The following is a 17,759-nucleotide window of genomic DNA, read 5'->3' as shown; positions in this document are numbered from 1 at the left end:
ATTCCAATCCACCGTTACCTAAACTGTTGTAAAAATTTCAAATCGTTTTCGAAAAACATGCGCAAGTCGTTGATACCGTAACGCAGCATCGCCAGACGCTCGACTCCCATACCGAAAGCAAAACCCGAATAAGTTTGATGGTCGATGCCTACCGATTTGAAGACTTCGGGATGAATCATGCCGCAGCCCATCACTTCCAGCCAACCGGTTTGGCTGCATACCCGACAGCCTTTACCATCGCACATCACGCATTCGATATCGACTTCGGCCGATGGCTCGGTGAATGGAAAGTATGACGGGCGAAAGCGGACTTGGATGTCCTTTTCGAAGAAGGCGCGTAGGAATTCGAACACTACCCCTTTCAGATCGGCAAAGCTGACGTCGGTATCGACTAAAAAACCCTCTACCTGATGAAACATCGGCGTATGCGTCAGATCCGAATCGCAGCGATAGACTCGGCCGGGCGCAATCACTTTTAGCGGGGGCTTCTCCGATTCCATGACTCGAATTTGTACCGGCGAGGTGTGGGTTCTCAGTACAGTATGCGCATCGAAGTAAAACGTGTCGTGCATCGCACGGGCCGGATGATGCTCAGGAATATTCAGAGCGCCGAAGTTGTGATAATCGTCTTCGATTTCGGGGCCTTCGACTACATTGAAACCGACGCTGGCAAAAATTTTACTAATCCTGCGTAAGGTCGTAGTCACCGGATGCAGACCGGCGATAGCTTGTCCGCGGCCAGGCAGAGTCACATCGATAGACTCGCTCGCCAAGCGTGCAGCCAGCTCCTCACCTTCCAAGGCGAGCTTACGTGCTTCAAGCGCATCTTGGAACGTATTTTTGGCATCGTTGATCACTTGGCCGGCGCTACGGCGCTGTCCCGGATCCATGCTACCCAACTCTTTCATTTGCTGGGTGAACAGGCCTTTTTTACCCAGGTAATTGACCCGAACCTGATCCAATTGGCCTAGGTCTTTTGCCTGCGCAAGCTCATCCAATGCCTGCTTTACAATATCTTCGATACTAGCCGACACGACTCAGCTCACTTTTGTCTGTAATTGATGGGGATTTCCAAGCGATGGATACCGCCTGTTGCCGGCGGAACTCCCCATTGGGGCGGGGAGTATGCGCCATCTCGACATCGACGATATCGAGATGAAAAACAGCCTATGGCTTGCTTTGGTTGGCAATTGCCACTTTTGCAATCTCGCTGAATGCTTGGATATCTCTCACGGCCAAGTCGGCCAGCACTTTGCGGTCGATAGCTACATTGGCTTTGGTCAGACCGTTAATCAGACGGCTGTACGATATGCCGAACTGGCGGGACGCTGCGTTGATCCGCACGATCCACAAGGCGCGGAATTGGCGTTTTTTCTGTTTGCGGTCGCGATAGGCGTATTGGCCGGCTTTAATAACCGCTTGCTTGGCGACGCGATAAACCCGGCTGCGGGCACCGTAGTAACCTTTAGCCAGCTTTAAAATCTTTTTATGTCTTGCTCTGGCGGTAACACCGCGTTTTACTCTAGCCATTTTTCAATTCTCTCTGCAATGTAATTTAGTCTATCAACTGTATGGCAGCATGCGCGCTACCAATGGCGTATCTGACGGATGCAGGATGGCTGTTTTACGCAGCTGTCTTTTCCGCTTCGTGGTTTTTTTGGTCAAGATGTGGCGCTTATGAGATTGTTTGCATTTAAAACCGCCAGTTCCGGTTTTCTTGAAGCGTTTACCAGCGCCGCTATGGCTTTTCAGTTTTGGCATTTGTTTTCTCCAATGTTAAAAGTAAAGTCCCTGAGTAAAAACCCAATCAGGCAAAATGCTTGGCCCAATCGAATTTTTTCGGGTAAAACCCGACTGGCGCTGCAATCCGGCAACGCCGTACCGCTTAAAACGGCAAATTATTTTTTCTTTTTCGGCCCCATCACCATGACCATTTGCCGGCCTTCCAGCTTGGGAAACTGTTCGACCGCGGCCAATTCTTCCAAATCGGTTTCGATACGCTTCAACAGATCCATGCCCAGTTCGCGGTGAGTTAACTCCCGCCCTTTGAACCGTACGGTTATTTTGGTTTTGTCGCCTTCGTTGAGGAATTTGATCAAGCTTCGCAGTTTGACCTGGTAATCGCCTTCCTCGGTACCGGGCCTAAATTTGATTTCTTTGATCTGGATTTGCTTTTGCTTCTTTTTGGCCGCCTGGAGCTTCTTATTTTGCTCGAATTGGTACTTGCCAAAATCCATGATTTTGCAAACCGGAGGATCGGCATTGGGCGAAATTTCGACCAGATCCAGATTCACATCATAAGCAAGCTGCAAGGCTTCGTTGATTGATATAACGCCGACCTGTTCACCTTCAGCGCCAATTACCCTGACCCGTCTGGCGGTAATCTCGGTATTTAAGCGCGTTGCATCTTTTTTAGAGCTGATACCCTATCCTCCAAATTGTTATTATTTTCGATCCGCAATCTGCTTTCTCAAACGTTCGCCAAGTTCGCCAATTGACAGACTTCCCAAATCCTCGCCCTGCTGGGTACGCACACTGGCAGACCGAGTTTCTAATTCCTTGTCGCCGATAATCAATAAATACGGCACACGCTGCATGGAATGCTCGCGGATTTTAAAGCCTATCTTCTCGTTTCTCAAGTCAATTTTGGCTCTAAGACCTTGTTTTTCCAGTTCTCGGCGTACCTGCTCGGCATACTCGGCATGGCGGTCGGTGATATTCATGACCACAGCCTGCACCGGGCTTAACCACAACGGGAAGTTTCCGGCATATTGCTCGATCAAGATGCCGATAAAGCGTTCCAGCGAACCGAGAATAGCGCGGTGCAACATCACCGGAGTATGGCGTGCACTGTCTTCGCCGATGTAACTGGCCTCCAAACGGGCCGGCATCGAAAAATCCACCTGAATGGTACCACACTGCCAAACCCGGCCGATGCAATCCTTCAACGAAAACTCGATTTTAGGGCCGTAAAACGCGCCTTCGCCCGGCTGCAACTGCCAATCCAGCCCCTTATTATTCAAGGCTAATTCCAAAGCATTCTCTGCCTTGTCCCAAACATCGTCGTCGCCAACCCGATTTTCCGGACGAGTCGACAACTTAATCAGCACCTCATCGAAACCGAAATCTTTATAGACCTCGAACAATAAATCGATAAAAGTCGAAACCTCGGATTGAATCTGGTCTTCGGTGCAAAAAATATGCGCATCGTCTTGCACAAAGTTGCGCACCCGCATCAAACCGTGCAAAGTACCGGAAGGTTCGTTGCGGTGGCAAGACCCGAACTCGGCCAAACGCACCGGCAAATCGCGGTAACTCTTGATGCCTTGGTTATAAATCTGAATATGGCAGGGGCAGTTCATCGGTTTCACCGCATAATCCCGATTCTCGGAATGCGTAGTGAACATCATTGCGCTGAACTTATCCCAATGCCCGGATTTCTCCCACAAAGTGCGGTCGACAATTTGCGGCGTTCTGACTTCGCCGTAGCCATTCACCCGTAATTTGTCACGAATGTACTGTTCCACTTCTTTATAAATGGTCCAGCCCTTGTCGTGCCAGAACACCATTCCTGGCGCCTCTTCCTGGGTATGAAACAAATCCAAAGCCTTACCGATCTTGCGATGGTCGCGTTTTTCCGCCTCTTCCAGACGGTGCAGGTAAGCAGCTAATTCTTTGCCGTCGCCCCACGCTGTGCCGTAAATCCGTTGCAGCATTTCGTTTTTCGAATCACCCCGCCAATAAGCTCCAGCGATCTTCATTAACTTAAACGCCTTTAATTTGCCGGTACTCGGCACGTGAGGACCCCGACACAGGTCGGTAAAGTCGCCCTGCCGGTAGAGCGACAGCTCCTCGTTTGCCGGAATCGAGGCAATAATCTCGGCCTTATATTTTTCGCCGAGAGCGCTAAAGAATTGCACCGCCTCATCGCGAGCCATCAAAGACCTTTCCACCGGAATATCGGCCGCCGACAACTCCTGCATCTTCTTTTCGATAGCCACCAGATCGTCGGGCGTAAACGAACGCTCGTAGGAAAAGTCGTAATAAAAGCCGTTTTCCACGACTGGACCGATAGTGACTTGCGCACTCGGAAACAATTGCTTAACGGCCTGCGCCAACAAATGCGCTGTGGAATGGCGAATAACATCTACGCCGTCGGCATCCTTGGCAGTAACAATTTGCAGACTTGCATCTTCCTGAATCAAATAACTGGCATCGACCAGCTTACCGTTGACCTTGCCGGCCAATGTCGCCTTAGCCAGACCGGTACCGATAGACAGAGCCACATCCATCACAGAAACTGCGCGGTCGAATTGACGCTGAGAGCCATCAGGCAAAGTTATTACTGGCATTTTAGATTCCACAATAAAAAAAGCACCGTCATGCGGTGCTTAGTATTTTGGTAGGCGCGAGTGGATTCGAACCACCGACCCCCACCATGTCAAGGTGGTGCTCTAACCAACTGAGCTACGCGCCTGAAGTCTTGTCGTTCGATTCGGTAATTATAACGACGTTAAATTTTCGCGCAAGCTTTTTCTGACAATCCGCTCAAACCAACGAGCCATCATACCGAAGCCGAAACAATCGAACCGGCGCCGGCAGACACGGGATTCTGACTTGTCATTTCGCCTTTCAACTTGCTCAGGAACATCAATAACGACGGTTTGGTACTGCCGTTGCTAACACCCATAAGGCCAACCAGGCGATTGAAGTCCTCCGTTAAAGACTTGTATACGCCAAAATTGGCCTGACCCTCACTGGTTAAATCCGCGATTAAGTTATCCAAATTAGCTGACAAATTTCGGTAGCCGTGCCAACCCGCCGCTCTACCCCAATGCTCGTGGCCGCTACGACGACCTTCGTTATTCACACGATCCGAGCTTTGCAACAATGCCCGGCGCAATTCATGCAAAAAACTATGCAATGCCTCTCCAAAGTCGGCGACAACTGCCCGAGAAGCCGAGCTATCCGCTACAACCGCCGCCGGCGAATTGGCAGTTGCTGTCGAATTGACCTGCACCTGGCCCGAGTCAGCAACCGGGTTGGCCACAGTTGAACCGGCTGCCTTAGCGGCAACAGGCGTAAGTGCGGCGTGGCCGGCATCGTCTGCATTGTTTCCGGCAGAGGAAACAGAATCTACCGCTGCCTGCCCGATGCCGGCTCGAGCCAGAATTTGATGCAAATCCTGTAGGAATGTCGCCAACAACCTGCCCAAATCGGTCGCTTTGCTATCGGACTGGTCAAACGAGTTATTCGATGTATCTTTGTCGCCGCTGCCGCTGTTATTTCGTGGAACAGCCAAGCCAAGACCCTCCAGCGCATGCACGACGCTCTGCGCGAAAAAACCTGCGCCGCGCTGGCGGTGGCCATTAAAGCGTTCGGTTTCCGATGCCGTTTCAGAATTCACCGCGTCGGATTTGTCCGCACCGCTCGTGCTGAAAATATTGATAGTCGTCTGCGAAACATACAACGACATCGAGATTGAATTAATGCCGGCCATAAACGCCCTCCCGCCAAAACCAAACAAACAGGAAGCCATACGGCCGCCCGGTAACGGCACAAGATGCGCCGCCGCAGGAACGAACCGAGACTAACCTAACAGCACAGTTAGCGGCAGAAATTCTGTGAACTTTAGCAAACAAACGTAAAAAACAACCCCAAAAATCTTGACCGCGAGCGCGGAATTATTGAAATGCTTCGGCGAAATAACGGCTAATACAGCTACTGGCGTTTGCGGCGGCGCGACTGAAAGCATCAATCCCCGCCACCGCCTTTGCGCACCATCATGCCCTTCGACGGGTTATAGCCCAGGATCGCCGCAGCGATGAACAACAAAAACCCGGCCGCCGTGAAGATCAGCGCAGGTTGGTTGAACTGTTCGTACAGTGCGAAGCGGATCAGCTCGACTGCTTGCGAGAACGGGTTGTACTCGGCCAAAGTCGCCAGTAAGGGGCTGGATTCCTTGATCTTCCACAACGGATACAACGCCGTGGACATGAAAAACAGCGGAAAAATCACGAAGTTCATCACCCCGGCAAAGTTTTCCAGTTGCTTGATGAACGACGATAACAACAATCCCAGCGCGCCCAACATCATGCCACCCAGCACCAGCGCCGGCAAAATCCATAGATAGCCCGGCAGCGGCGCTTGTATGTCGTATAACCAGGCAATGCCGAGGAAGGCATAGGATTGCAATACCCCGACCGCGGTGCCGGCGATCAATTTGCTGCACAATAAAAACCAGCGCGGCAGCGGACAGACCATCAGCATACGCATGCTGCCCATTTCCCGGTCGTAGACCATAGACAACGAACTTTGCATGCCGTTGAACAGCAAAATCATCCCCAACAGACCGGGGGTGATGTAGACCTCGTACAGTATATAGGTTTCGTAGGGCGGGCTGATCGCAATGCCCAACGCGGCGCGGAAGCCGGCGGCGAATACGAACAGCCACACCAAGGGGCGCACCAGCGCCGAGACGAAGCGCTCGCGTTGGTGCAGGAAACGCAATAACTCCCGGCCGACGATGCCGACCAACGCCCGCCAATAATGCAACATTCTCATGCCGGCCCTCCTTTGTCGGATTGGGTAAGTTTTTGAAATACTTGGCCGGGATCGGACCAACCGGTGCTTCGCAGGATTTCGGCCAACTTACCGTTGGCCTTGACCTGGCCTTTATGCAACACCACCAGGCTGTCGTCGGCAGCGATCTCGTCGATCAAATGCGTGGCCCACAACACCGCCAACTGCTGTTGCTTGACCAAGTCGTGGACGTGCTTGACGATGGCCTGCCGGCTGGGTACATCCAGGCCGACGGTCGGCTCGTCCAGCAACAGCAGGCTGGGTTTGTGCAACAAGGCGCGGGCAATCTCGACCCGGCGTTTATGGCCGCCGTTGAGTTGCCGGACTTTTTCGGCGCGGCGCTCGAACATGTTCAGTCTTTCCAATTCTTCCTGAATCCGCCGGTCGGCTTCCTTCTTACCGATACCGTGCAAGGCGGCGTGGTAGCGCAGATTTTGAGTTACCGACAAATCCGGATCCAGCGTGGTCTGCTGAAACACTACCCCCAATTTGGCCAGCGCTTGCAGGCTTTGTTTCTTGACGTCGAAACCGCACAGCGCGATGCGCCCTTCTCTGGCGTCGTAAAGCCGCGTGATCAGCGCAAACAAGGTACTCTTGCCGGCGCCGTTCGGCCCCAACAAAATCGTGCATTCGCCCGCTGCAACTTCAAATGCGACGTTGTCCAGCGCTTTCTTGGCGCCGTAGGCGAAGCTGAGGCCTTCGATGTGCAGTGCCGCTGTCATGGTTTTACCGCAACGCCCCAGGGGTAACGGCCGACCGCGATCGATTTGGTCACTTTATGGTTTTCCAGATCGACGATAGAAATATCGTTGCTGACGCCGTTGGTGGTGTACAAACGCTTCTGGTCAGGCGAGAAGGCCAGATTCCATACACGCTGGCCGACCAGCAGATACTTCTCCAATTTATAATTTTGGGCGTCGATCACCGCGACCCGGTTGGCCGGCCCCATCGCCACGTAGCCGTAGCGGCGCTGTTTGTCGATAGCGATACCGACCGGCTGCACCAGATCGGAGCTTAGGCCGGGCACTTCCAGTTTCAGATTCTGCAAAATTTGCTTGGTGGCGGTATCGATGATGGTCAGGGTGCCGGCCATTTCCGAAGTCGCCCACAGTTGCTGGCTGTCGTCGGTAAAAGCCACAGCCCGCGGCCTGGCGTCGACCAGCGTGTTGTCTTTGATTTGCCGATCGGCGGTATCTATCCAGTGCAGCATGTTGGTGGTTTCCGACGCACTGATGCACCATTGGTTGTTGGGACTGACCGCAATGCCTTCCGGCTCGACGCCAACCTTGACTTTGCCGACTGCCTTCTTGGCGGCGATGTCGATCACCGTCACTTCGGCGTCGTCTTCGTTGGAAACGTACATCAACTTGTCGTCCGGACTTAACGCAAAGGTCTCCGGATCTTCGCCGGACGGCAATTTGCCGATTTCCTTCAAGGTCGTACTGTCCAGCATGCGAATGGTATCGTCGTCGCTGGTAGCGACGAACAGCGTCTTGGCATCGTGGCTGATGGCAATACCGCGCGGCCGTTGGCCGACCTTGACAGTCTTGACCAACTTGCCGGCCGCCGGATCGACCACGGCAATCGCGTTATCTTTCTCCAAAGTCACGAAAACGGTTTCCGCGTGTACCGCACCAGCGAAACACAACGCTGCAGCCATTCCGACCAGTTTTATCCGATGCATCATACTTATCCTTGAATAACCAAACTTGACTCGAATCGTCCCCGCTTTGCTAAAGCAGGCCAAACCGTCGCACCCGAATCGCGGCGGCGGGCAAGTGTAACCCGAAGCCAACCGGGATTTCATCCCTTTGCAAAAACGGAATTTTTCCGTTTCAGTTCCGGCAAAGCACCGAGCTTGGCTTCGGCGCCACAGCATTTACACCCGAAAAAGCCAGCCCGACTCGATCGAACCGACATCAATCGCGAACATCGGCTCGACACATAATTTACGGCTGCACCTAAGAACAATAGCCGTACCAACGGCGCACGGCGAAGATAAGCCTGATTCCGCCGAGTGTTATGTAATTCAAAAAATCCGCCAGATAGATTTGTTTGCAAATTCGATCTGTGCATAGCGATCGGCACGAGATAAAATGGAACCAAACACGGACAGCGGGGATTCAGACATGAAAATTTATTTGATAACGGACGAACAACTCGAAAATATCGAAAAAAAGCACGACTCGCTGATTAAAACCCAGACCATGTGCGATCTGATGCTGGATATTGCCCGGCAAACGGAAAATTCGGATACCTTCGCTGCGGCTATCGAATTGGCCAACGGCGAATTGGATAGGCTGGAACGGTTCTTTGATTCCTGCGACGTGGTGTTAAATCCGGAAACGCTCCCGGGCTGAGCCACCGGCGAACGCAGCCCGGCGACCGGGCTGCTTGGGTCATACTCTAAATCCACCCCGCGTCGAAAAGCTTCGGCAGCAATCCTCCCTCACCTCGCAAAGACCGCAGTCGCTTTTAAAAAGAGCTATCCCCTTTGGTCAAGGGCGCCGAACCGCAGCCACCGTCGGAATCAATGCCGATTCTGAGTCCGCCAATTCTCAACGATACCTTCCACATCCAGATCGTCTGGGCCTTCGCGCCAACTGGTGTAATAGTCGACATCGTTACTTTTCGGCTCCGGGCTGGGCCGGTAAATCTGCACCCTGGTCGGTAGCGGCGCCGCTTCGCCCAATACCAGCGCTTCTCCCCGGCCTAACGAACTCAAGATGTCGGCCAGATCGCCCTCCGCTTCCGGTACCAAACCCCGGATATATTGCTGGTCGTCCGGATTGGTGGTCCGTAAACAAATAAACGAACTGCACTGCGCTAACATCGTTTCGGACAGCTCGGTCGGCCGTTGGCTGACCACGCCGATCGATACGCCGTATTTTCGGCCCTCTTTGGCAATCCGTTCCATCATTTTCTTGGTGCCGTCGAATTGGCCGCCTTTTTCGCGCGGGATATAGGCGTGCGCTTCCTCGCAGATCAACGTGATCGGGAATTCGCGCCGGCGCGGATTCCAGTAATTGAATTCGTAGGCCAAGCGGCCGACCTGGGCCGACACTGCCGGCCGCACGTCGGTCGGCACCGAGCTGAGGTCGACCACCGTGATATTGGCTTTCTTGTCGCCCAAACCGACGAATTGGCGCAACAAACCCGCCATGCTGTCCGACGTGGTCCGTTTTTTGGGTTTCAACAAAAAATCGTAGCGCACGTCGTTAAATCGGCTCTGCATCCTGACCAAAAACTCGTCGAACTGGCCGAATAACGCGCCTTTGGTTTTACCGAAGTCTTTCCGTTCTTCGTTGGCGGCCTTAAATTGCATGTACATTTCCGCCAGCGAAAAATAAATCGGCGTATCTATCGTCACCGATGCCAAGCCTATCGCCTTGGCTTCCTTACGCTTCAGTTGCTGCAGAATTTCGCGCATGAAGGCCATCTGCATCGAGGCGCCGCTGTCGTCGCGGTCGATGAACAAATCGACCAATTCGGCATAGCTCATCATCCAGTACGGCATTTCCATGTCCAACGCATCGACATAGTTGACCTGCTCGGCCGGAAACGCCGACTCGATACTGCCGTCGGGCCGTTTCCAGCAATATTCGCCGTGCAGATCGAGCATGACCATGTGGGTTTTCGGCATGGCTTTCATGGTGTGCTGGATCAAGCTGGTGACGGTCCAGGATTTACCGGAGCCGGATTGGCCGACAATCGCAAAATGCCTACCGAACAAGGCCCGTGGATCCAGGCTCAGGTGGTAATCCTTATGGCTGGCCAACTGACCGATGAAAAATTGGTAATCGCGAAACTTGGAAAAAATCGCGTTGATCTCGCCCAAGCCCACTGCATAGACAGCCGCTCCCGGCGTCGGGTAATGGCGCACGCCGCGGATGAAAACATTGTTCTCGTTCAATTCGCCGACCGGAATCAAGGCGATAAAACGGTCCGTGGCGCGATTGCCGGCGCTATCGAAGCGATCGCATTCCCACATTTTGAAGACCAGCGCCAACACCCCGATGTGCGACTGCCGGATCACCACGTAAGAGCCGATATGGCCGGCCAGAATTTCCTCGTCGCCCAAGCGAATGATCGGCGCCGCGGTGGAATGCTCTTCGACGATGCGCGCGTCCATGCCGTCGCCGCGCACTTCGGTCAAGTGGCCGATCAGAATATTTTGGGTTTGGTTCATGAGTTCCCCTGGACTAAAGCTAACCGCTTAAGCTTAGACGATTTCTCAATCCTTTCGGCCATACGCACGCGGGGCTAAGACCCAAGCAGCCCCAACCCGGGCGACGGATTTGCGCCAAAACGACACAAAAAACCGACAATCCGAACCTGGCCGAGGCGCGAACCCGACGTAAGCGCCTGAAACTCGGCCACTTCGCCGCGGTCCATTTATTGCTATTATCCAAATCAGCTTGGTCAACATAACACATGAGGTGAACATGAAAGTCGGCATTCCTAAGGAAATCAAACCCAACGAAAACCGGGTATCGCTGGTGCCGTCCGGCGTTTCCGCGCTGGTAGCCGCCGGACACAGCGTGACCTTGCAGAGCGGCGCCGGAGTGGGCGCGGGTTTCAGCGACGAACAATACCTCGCCGCAGGCGCCGGTTTGGCCGATAGCGCCGAAGCGGTCTGGGCCGAAGCGGATATGATCGTCAAGGTCAAGGAACCGATAAAGCCCGAGTGGCCGCTGTTGCGCGCTGGGCAAACCGTATTCACCTACTTTCATTTCGCCGCCGACCGGGAATTGACCGAGGCCCACCTTACCTCGGGCGCGACTTGCATCGCCTACGAGACGGTTCAACTTGCCAACGGCGAATTGCCGTTGCTGACGCCGATGTCGGAGGTAGCAGGCCGGCTGGCCGTGCAGGAAGGCGCGCATTATCTGGAAAAACTCTACGGCGGCCGCGGCATGCTGTTGGGCGGCGTACCGGGCGTATTGCCGGCCAAAGTATTGGTTCTGGGCGGCGGAGTGGTCGGTACCCAGGCCGCCAAAATGGCCGCCGGCCTGGGCGCCCAAGTCACAGTGATGGATTTGTCGCTGGAGCGCCTGCGCCACTTGGGCGACATCCTGCCGGCCAACGTGCAATTGCTGTTTTCCAGCCGCCACGCAATCCTGGAACAACTCGCCGAGGCGGATTTAGTGATCGGCGGCGTACTGGTCACCGGTGCCGCCACGCCGAAACTGATTCGCAAGGACGATTTGAAACTGATGCAACCCGGCGCGGTGATCGTCGATGTTGCCGTCGACCAAGGCGGCTGCGTCGAAACCACCCGGCCGACCACGCACGCCGACCCGATTTATTTGGTAGACGGCGTCGTTCATTACGCCGTTGCCAATATGCCGGGCGGCGTGCCGCGGACCTCTACGCTGGCCTTGACCAATGCGACGCTGCCTTATGTCTTACAGTTGGCCAATAAAGGCTGGAAACAGGCGTTACGCGACAATCCGGCGCTGTTGCAAGGCCTCAACGTAGTCGACGGCCAAGTCGCCTACGCCGGCATTGCCGCAGCCTTCGCGATGGATCATGTCCCGGCCGAGCGCTTCATAGGCTAATGGCGGTCTATGCGATCGGCAGTATCGGCGGCAACTTCCAGGCCTTACGCACGCTGCTTGACCAAATTGGCTTCGACCCGGCGAGCGACCGGGTCTGGTTGGCCGGCAATCTAGCCGGCGACGGCGAGCAAACGCTAGAAGTTCTGCGCTTCGTAAAAAGCTTGGGCAAAAGCGCCGCCTCGGTATTGGGCGATCGCGATCTGCAACTATTGTCCGCCGCAGCCGGATTCTGCGAACCGATTGCCGGATTCGAGCCGGTCCTGGCGGCGCCGGACCGAGACGAGCTATTGAAATGGCTGCGCCAACGCGGCTTGATCCACCACGACGCCAAATTGAATTACACGCTAGTGCATGCCGGAATTCCGGCGGAATGGAGTTTCAGCCAAGCTATCACCTTTACCTACGAGGTCGAATCGGTCCTGTCGCAAAGCCAATATCAGGCGTTTCTGGAAAACCATCGCCAGGACCAGTCGCGTTGGCATGCCAAACTGCGCGGCTGGAAACGGCTGAATTTCATTGCCAACGCCTGCACCCGAATGAAATATTGTAACGCCGCCGGCAAACTCGACTTCAACGCCAGCGGCCCGGTAGCGGAGCAAAACCCCGAACTGATGCCGTGGTACCGGCTACCCGACCGCCAAGCCGGCCGACTGCGCATCGTTTTTGCCGACGACGCCGGCTTCCAAGATCAGGATTGTTCCGGCGTCTACCCACTGCCCGCCGTCTGCGCCCAAATCGCGGTTCGTCTGGCGGATCGATAAGCAAACCAATTATTGCCCGATCGGCTTAAAGCGAAAAAGACCGGGCATACGTGAATTTACAGCAGGTGCTTGATCGCCTGCCGTTCCTCTTTCAACTCCACTTCGTTTTGGCGCAAGCGCTCCAGGCTGAACTCGTTCAGATCCAATCCCTTGACGATCCGAATCTGGCCGTCTATTACCTGCACCGGGAACGAATAAACCAGCCCCTCTTCGATGCCGTAACTGCCGTCCGAAGCCACGGCCATACTGACCCAATCGCCCGGATCGGTCCCTTCCGCCCAAAGCCGCATGTGTTCGATTGCGGCATGCGCCGCCGAAGCCGCACTGGATTGGCCGCGCACTTTGATGATTTCGGTACCCCGGTATTGCACGGTCGGGATGAAATCGTTGACGAACCAATCGTGCTCGATCAGAGACAAGGCATCCATGCCTTTGACTTTAGCATGGTGCAAATCCGGGTATTGGGTGCAGGAATGGTTGCCCCACACCGTAATATTTTTGATATCCCGACTCAGTACCCCGCACTTTTCCGCGACTTGGCTGATCGCCCGTTTGTGGTCCAGCATCGTCATCGCCGCAAAACATTCGGGCGCCAAATCGGGTGCGTTGTGGATCGCAATCAGCGCGTTGGTATTGGCAGGATTGCCGGTAACCAGAACTTTGACGTTGCGGCTGGCGACCTCATTCAAAGCCTTGCCCTGATTGATGAAAATCTGCGCGTTATCCAACAGCAAATCGCTACGCAGCATGCCGGGGCCGCGCGGTTTGGCACCGACCAAAAACGCGTAATCGACGTTATCGAACGCCACTTTCGGATCGTCGGTGATAACGACCTTGTTCAACAAAGGAAACGCGCAGTCGTTCAATTCCATAACTACGCCTTGCAATTGTTTCATCGCCGGCGGAATTTCCAATAAGCGCAACACGATAGGCTGGTCCAGGCCCAACAACTCACCCGCCGCCAAATGAAACAGTAAGGAATAGCTTATCTGGCCAGCTGCTCCGGTTACAGCGATATCAACGGGGGTTTTCATCTAGGTTCCTCATTCTGAAATTGGACTGATCCGGGCCCTGGCGGCGCGGTTAGCCGTTCCAATATGACATAAAGTTTTTGCTCAAACAATCTCTAATTCCCGCTTTGTCCGGCCGGCTCCGATTGTGCAGCGGGCAAAACAAACTTCGGTATAATGCCGGCTCCCAAACGCCAGCGTCGCGGCCTTCAGCGTCTTCTACCAGGTAGGTAAATGAAAAAGTTGCTCTTCCAATTCGACACCGATGCCCACCCTTCCGTATTCGATACCGTCGTTGCCTATGACGGCGGCGCGGACCACGTGATCGGCCACGGCAATCTGACTCCGGACAATGTAGGCGCCTTGGTCGACGGCACCATCTTTACCCGCGCGCCGAAAGACAAAAAAAACACGGCGATATTTATCGGCGGCAGCAATATGGCTGCCGGCCAAAAACTATTGGCCGCGGTACAAAAACATTTCTTTCCCGGCTTTCAAGTCTCGGTGATGTTGGATAGCAACGGCAGCAACACCACCGCTGCGGCCGCCGTCGCCAAACTGGCCGGCAGTGCCCCGTTGGCCGGCAAAAAAGCCGTGGTTTTGGCCGGTACCGGTCCGGTCGGCCAGCGCGCCGCAGCGATGATGGCCTTGGAAGGCGCCGAAGTCAGCATTACCTCGCGCCATATTTTCAACGCCGAAAAAGCCTGCTTTGCGATGAAGCAACGCTTCGACGTCGACATTACGCCGGTGGAAGCCGGCGATTACGATAGCCGCGCCGCAGCAATCGCAGACGCCAACGTCGTGCTGGCAACCGGTGCCGCCGGCGTGGAACTGTTAAAGCCGGAACATTGGCAAAACAATCCGCACTTACAATTGCTGGCCGACGCCAACGCCACGCCGCCGGTTGGTATCGGCGGTACCAACGTGATGGACAAAGGCCAAGAGCGGCACGGCAAAATCGTCTGGGGCGCGATCGGCTTCGGCGCGTTGAAACTGGCCTTGCACCGGGCCTGTATCGCCAAACTGTTCGAAGATAACAAGCAGGTATTCGACGCCGAAATCATTTTCGCGCTGGCCAAGGAAATGGCATAGCTCTTTGCCGGCCGTGACTTTCGCTGCCGAATCCGCTACGCGGGCAACTGCGCTAGCCATTTTCCAAGCCGGCGTGGCGGCAGCCGATCCTGCAGCCTGCGTCGGAAATTACCTGCACACAGCGGACGACCAGCTAGCCATCGGCTGCGACGGCAACATCCGCAGCGGCAATTGGCGGCGAATCCATCTGCTCAGTTTCGGTAAAGCCGCTTGCGCGATGGCCCAGGCGGCCGTTCAAATTATTCCGCAAACCTGGCTGGCTGCTGCCGGCATCGCCGTCACCAACTACGAAAACGCCGTCGCGGTCGACAATGTCCAGGTATTCGGCGCCGGTCACCCATTACCGGACCAGGCCGGCCTAGCCGCTGCCGAAACCGTCGCCGGCCGCTTGAAAACCCTGCGCGCCGGCGATTTGGTCCTGGCCTTGATTTCCGGCGGCGGCTCGGCGTTGTTGCCCTGCCCGGTCGCCGGCGTCAGCTTGGCGGATAAAATCGCCACCACCCAATTGCTGCTGGCATCGGGCGCCAACATTAACCAAATCAACTGCGTCCGCAAACATCTATCGCGCTTAAAAGGCGGTGGACTGGCGCGTTTGGCCGCAGTCGCCGAGCTGCATGCGCTGGTGTTATCCGACGTATTGGATGACGATTTGAGTGCGATTGCCAGCGGCCCCTGCGTGCCGGACGACACGACTTTCGCGCAAGCCATCGACATTTTGCAGGCTTACCGGATCTGGCCGGAGATTCCGGATAATGTGAAAAACCACTTATTGGAAGGCAACCGCGGCCTGCATGCCGAAACGCCTAAAACCGGCGATCCCGTATTCGAAACCGCCGGCCACCACTTAATCGGCAGTAATGCTCTGAGCGTGGATGCTGCCGTCGCCGCCGCCAAATCCTCAGGCTATGCCACCGACCTGTTCAGTAAACAACTCAGCGGCGAAGCGCGAATGGTTGCCGAACGCCTATGCCTTCACGCGCAAGCGGTCTGTGCCGGCCTGGACCGCCCGCTCGCCTTGGTCGCCGGCGGCGAAACCACCGTCACACTGCGCGGCACCGGCAAAGGCGGCCGCAATCAGGAAATGGCGTTGGCTTTCGCGATTGCGGCCGAGGCGTACGGCTTAGATTGCCGCTGGACCTTTCTCAGTGCCGGCAGCGACGGCCGCGACGGCCCCACCGACGCGGCCGGCGCCATCGTCGATAACGGCAGCCTTGCCCGCATCCGTGCCGCGGCTATCGACCCGGCCGCGATGCTGAACGATAATAACGCTTATCCGGCGCTGGACGCCGCCAACGATTTATTGAAATGCGGCGCGACCGGCACCAACGTCGCCGACTTGCAAGTTCTGCTGCTGCATCCCAACGCATAACCCGAACCCTACCAGGAGACCACAATGTTTAAGCAGTCCATGACCATCGCCGGTTTTGACGACGAATTATTCCGCGCCATCGAGCAAGAACGCCAACGCCAGGAAGACCATATCGAACTGATCGCTTCGGAAAACTACGCCAGCCCGCGCGTGATGGAAGCCCAAGGCACGTTGCTGACCAACAAATACGCCGAAGGCTATCCGGAGAAACGTTATTACGGCGGCTGCGAATACGTCGATATCGTCGAGCAATTGGCCATCGACCGTGCCAAGGAACTGTTCGGCGCCGATTACGCCAACGTGCAAGCCCACTCCGGTTCGCAAGCCAATATGGCGGTGTTCATGTCGTTGATTCAACCGGGCGACACCATTCTGGGCTTGAGCCTGGCCGACGGCGGCCATTTAACCCACGGCGCCAAACCCAACTTCTCCGGCAAAATCTATAACGCGATACAGTACGGTTTGAACAAAGACACCGGCGAAATCGATTACGAACAAGTCGAAGCGCTGGCTTTGGAACACAAACCCAAGTTGATTATCGCCGGCTTCTCGGCCTATTCCCGTATCTGGGATTGGCAACGCTTCCGCGACATCGCCGATAAAGTCGGCGCTTATTTCGTCGTCGATATGGCCCACGTCGCCGGCTTGGTCGCGGCCGGTTTATACCCGAACCCGGTGCCGATCGCCGATGTCGTCACCAGTACCACCCACAAATCCCTGCGCGGCCCGCGCGGCGGCTTGATTTTGGCCAAGCACAACCCGGAACTGGAAAAAAAGATCAACTCCAACATCTTCCCCGGCATCCAAGGCGGACCGCTGATGCACGTCATCGCCGCCAAAGCGGTGGCGTTTAAAGAAGCCATGACGCCGGAGTTTAAAACCTATCAACAACAAGTCATTAAAAACGCTCAGGCCATGGCCGAAGTGTTCATTAAACGCGGCTACGACGTGGTGTCCGGCGGCACCGATAACCATTTGATGCTGGTTTCATTGATACCGAAAGGCATCACCGGCAAAGCCGCCGACGCCGCATTGGGCCGGGCCCACATCACCGTTAACAAAAACGCGGTACCGAACGACCCGCAATCGCCGTTCGTCACCAGCGGCATCCGCGTCGGCACCCCGGCCCCGACCTCGCGCGGCTTCAAAGAAGACGAGGTCCGCCAAGTCGCGCATTTGATGTGCGATGTAATGGATAACATCGAAGACGAAAGCGTGATCGATGCGGTTCGAGAGCAAGTGCATTTGTTGTGCGCCCGCTTCCCGGTGTATGCGGCGGAATGATTTTTTGATTTGAATGATCGAGGGTATGCCGTTGTCGCGACGCATACCCGTAGCGGCCGGAGTTTGCAGCGCCTCGGCTACTCAATTCCAGTAGCGCCGG

Annotated in this window: 17 protein-coding genes and 1 tRNA gene; 6 read left to right on the top strand and 12 right to left on the bottom strand. The window is 55.3% G+C overall.

Going from position 1 to position 17,759, the window contains the following annotated elements; translation table 11 throughout:
* Positions 1 to 14 precede the first annotated feature (14 nt).
* From pheS to VXJ35_RS09600, 10 genes are all read right to left on the bottom strand, one after another.
* Entirely contained in the window at positions 15 to 1,034 is a 1,020-nt protein-coding gene (gene pheS / locus VXJ35_RS09645; RefSeq protein WP_064021371.1) for a phenylalanine--tRNA ligase subunit alpha, read from the bottom strand.
* A gap of 133 nt (positions 1,035 to 1,167) precedes the next feature.
* Positions 1,168 to 1,530 (bottom strand): 50S ribosomal protein L20, encoded by a 363-nt coding sequence (gene rplT / locus VXJ35_RS09640; protein WP_064021370.1) that lies wholly within the window; start codon positions 1,528 to 1,530, stop codon positions 1,168 to 1,170.
* A gap of 33 nt (positions 1,531 to 1,563) precedes the next feature.
* The gene (gene rpmI / locus VXJ35_RS09635) at positions 1,564 to 1,761 is read right to left on the bottom strand and encodes a 50S ribosomal protein L35 (RefSeq protein ID WP_054761633.1); all 198 of its coding nucleotides are present in this window, start codon (positions 1,759 to 1,761) and stop codon (positions 1,564 to 1,566) included.
* A gap of 137 nt (positions 1,762 to 1,898) precedes the next feature.
* On the bottom strand, positions 1,899 to 2,423 hold the full coding sequence (infC, locus tag VXJ35_RS09630; RefSeq protein ID WP_082880865.1) for a translation initiation factor IF-3: 525 nt from the start codon (positions 2,421 to 2,423) through the stop codon (positions 1,899 to 1,901).
* Between the two features lie 21 nt (positions 2,424 to 2,444).
* Positions 2,445 to 4,352 carry a threonine--tRNA ligase gene (thrS, locus tag VXJ35_RS09625; RefSeq protein ID WP_064021368.1) on the bottom strand — a complete coding sequence of 636 codons (1,908 nt, stop codon included), beginning with the start codon at positions 4,350 to 4,352 and terminating at the stop codon, positions 2,445 to 2,447.
* A gap of 48 nt (positions 4,353 to 4,400) precedes the next feature.
* Positions 4,401 to 4,477 (bottom strand) — tRNA-Val (locus tag VXJ35_RS09620).
* A gap of 87 nt (positions 4,478 to 4,564) precedes the next feature.
* Entirely contained in the window at positions 4,565 to 5,500 is a 936-nt protein-coding gene (locus tag VXJ35_RS09615) for a hypothetical protein (protein WP_157198132.1), read from the bottom strand.
* Between the two features lie 254 nt (positions 5,501 to 5,754).
* Positions 5,755 to 6,564 (bottom strand): ABC transporter permease, encoded by an 810-nt coding sequence (locus VXJ35_RS09610; protein ID WP_054761627.1) that lies wholly within the window; start codon positions 6,562 to 6,564, stop codon positions 5,755 to 5,757.
* Positions 6,561 to 7,304: an ABC transporter ATP-binding protein gene (locus VXJ35_RS09605; protein ID WP_064021366.1), complete on the bottom strand. Its 744-nt coding sequence runs from the start codon at positions 7,302 to 7,304 to the stop codon at positions 6,561 to 6,563. The genes VXJ35_RS09610 and VXJ35_RS09605 overlap by 4 nt, the downstream gene beginning before the upstream one ends.
* Positions 7,301 to 8,266 carry a PQQ-dependent catabolism-associated beta-propeller protein gene (locus tag VXJ35_RS09600; RefSeq protein ID WP_054761650.1) on the bottom strand — a complete coding sequence of 322 codons (966 nt, stop codon included), beginning with the start codon at positions 8,264 to 8,266 and terminating at the stop codon, positions 7,301 to 7,303. The genes VXJ35_RS09605 and VXJ35_RS09600 overlap by 4 nt, the downstream gene beginning before the upstream one ends.
* 445 nt (positions 8,267 to 8,711) lie before the next feature.
* On the opposite strand from VXJ35_RS09600, the gene VXJ35_RS09595 reads away from it, so the two are divergent.
* On the top strand, positions 8,712 to 8,942 hold the full coding sequence (locus VXJ35_RS09595; protein ID WP_064021365.1) for a hypothetical protein: 231 nt from the start codon (positions 8,712 to 8,714) through the stop codon (positions 8,940 to 8,942).
* Positions 8,943 to 9,112: 170 nt separating this feature from the next.
* Here VXJ35_RS09595 and VXJ35_RS09590 read toward each other — a convergent pair whose 3' ends face one another.
* The gene (locus tag VXJ35_RS09590; RefSeq protein ID WP_064021364.1) at positions 9,113 to 10,771 is read right to left on the bottom strand and encodes an ATP-binding protein; all 1,659 of its coding nucleotides are present in this window, start codon (positions 10,769 to 10,771) and stop codon (positions 9,113 to 9,115) included.
* A 256-nt stretch (positions 10,772 to 11,027) separates the two neighbouring features.
* Between VXJ35_RS09590 and ald the strand changes: the two genes are divergently transcribed.
* A complete protein-coding gene (gene ald, locus VXJ35_RS09585) occupies positions 11,028 to 12,143 on the top strand; it encodes an alanine dehydrogenase (RefSeq protein ID WP_064021363.1) in 1,116 nt (371 codons plus the stop codon).
* On the top strand, positions 12,143 to 12,904 hold the full coding sequence (locus tag VXJ35_RS09580) for a symmetrical bis(5'-nucleosyl)-tetraphosphatase (protein ID WP_064021362.1): 762 nt from the start codon (positions 12,143 to 12,145) through the stop codon (positions 12,902 to 12,904). Before ald ends, VXJ35_RS09580 begins: the two co-directional genes overlap by 1 nt.
* Positions 12,905 to 12,960: 56 nt before the next feature.
* Here the strand turns inward: VXJ35_RS09580 and VXJ35_RS09575 are convergent, their stop codons facing one another.
* Complete coding sequence (locus VXJ35_RS09575; protein WP_054761619.1) at positions 12,961 to 13,938, bottom strand: malate dehydrogenase; 978 nt, start codon at positions 13,936 to 13,938, stop codon at positions 12,961 to 12,963.
* A 210-nt stretch (positions 13,939 to 14,148) separates the two neighbouring features.
* Here VXJ35_RS09575 and VXJ35_RS09570 point away from each other — a divergent pair, with 210 nt between their 5' ends.
* Genes VXJ35_RS09570 through glyA form a run of 3 tightly spaced genes read left to right on the top strand, consistent with a single transcriptional unit; the run spans position 14,149 to position 17,659 of the window.
* On the top strand, positions 14,149 to 15,006 hold the full coding sequence (locus VXJ35_RS09570; RefSeq protein WP_064021361.1) for an NADP-dependent methylenetetrahydromethanopterin/methylenetetrahydrofolate dehydrogenase: 858 nt from the start codon (positions 14,149 to 14,151) through the stop codon (positions 15,004 to 15,006).
* Positions 15,007 to 15,019: 13 nt separating this feature from the next.
* Positions 15,020 to 16,375, top strand: a complete 1,356-nt coding sequence (locus VXJ35_RS09565; RefSeq protein WP_064021360.1) for a glycerate kinase — start codon at positions 15,020 to 15,022, stop codon at positions 16,373 to 16,375.
* A gap of 24 nt (positions 16,376 to 16,399) precedes the next feature.
* Positions 16,400 to 17,659 (top strand): serine hydroxymethyltransferase, encoded by a 1,260-nt coding sequence (gene glyA, locus VXJ35_RS09560; RefSeq protein WP_064021359.1) that lies wholly within the window; start codon positions 16,400 to 16,402, stop codon positions 17,657 to 17,659.
* Positions 17,660 to 17,759 lie beyond the last annotated feature (100 nt).

It is taken from the genome of Methylomonas sp. DH-1 (assembly GCF_046097555.1).
GTDB lineage: Bacteria > Pseudomonadota > Gammaproteobacteria > Methylococcales > Methylomonadaceae > Methylomonas > Methylomonas koyamae.
This window is presented reverse-complemented; position numbering and strand designations above follow the sequence as displayed.

Bases quoted from the DNA above. Each gene is read 5' to 3' on its own strand.
- ald (WP_064021363.1), top strand. From the start codon at position 11,028: ATGAAAGTCGGCATTCCTAAGGAAATCAAACCCAACGAAAACCGGGTA.
- rplT (WP_064021370.1), bottom strand. From the start codon at position 1,530: ATGGCTAGAGTAAAACGCGGTGTTACCGCCAGAGCAAGACATAAAAAG.
- VXJ35_RS09600 (WP_054761650.1), bottom strand. From the start codon at position 8,266: ATGCATCGGATAAAACTGGTCGGAATGGCTGCAGCGTTGTGTTTCGCT.
- VXJ35_RS09570 (WP_064021361.1), top strand. From the start codon at position 14,149: ATGAAAAAGTTGCTCTTCCAATTCGACACCGATGCCCACCCTTCCGTA.
- VXJ35_RS09595 (WP_064021365.1), top strand. From the start codon at position 8,712: ATGAAAATTTATTTGATAACGGACGAACAACTCGAAAATATCGAAAAA.
- VXJ35_RS09610 (WP_054761627.1), bottom strand. From the start codon at position 6,564: ATGAGAATGTTGCATTATTGGCGGGCGTTGGTCGGCATCGTCGGCCGG.
- VXJ35_RS09615 (WP_157198132.1), bottom strand. From the start codon at position 5,500: ATGGCCGGCATTAATTCAATCTCGATGTCGTTGTATGTTTCGCAGACG.
- rpmI (WP_054761633.1), bottom strand. From the start codon at position 1,761: ATGCCAAAACTGAAAAGCCATAGCGGCGCTGGTAAACGCTTCAAGAAA.
- VXJ35_RS09605 (WP_064021366.1), bottom strand. From the start codon at position 7,304: ATGACAGCGGCACTGCACATCGAAGGCCTCAGCTTCGCCTACGGCGCC.
- thrS (WP_064021368.1), bottom strand. From the start codon at position 4,352: ATGCCAGTAATAACTTTGCCTGATGGCTCTCAGCGTCAATTCGACCGC.
- VXJ35_RS09580 (WP_064021362.1), top strand. From the start codon at position 12,143: ATGGCGGTCTATGCGATCGGCAGTATCGGCGGCAACTTCCAGGCCTTA.
- VXJ35_RS09575 (WP_054761619.1), bottom strand. From the start codon at position 13,938: ATGAAAACCCCCGTTGATATCGCTGTAACCGGAGCAGCTGGCCAGATA.
- glyA (WP_064021359.1), top strand. From the start codon at position 16,400: ATGTTTAAGCAGTCCATGACCATCGCCGGTTTTGACGACGAATTATTC.
- VXJ35_RS09590 (WP_064021364.1), bottom strand. From the start codon at position 10,771: ATGAACCAAACCCAAAATATTCTGATCGGCCACTTGACCGAAGTGCGC.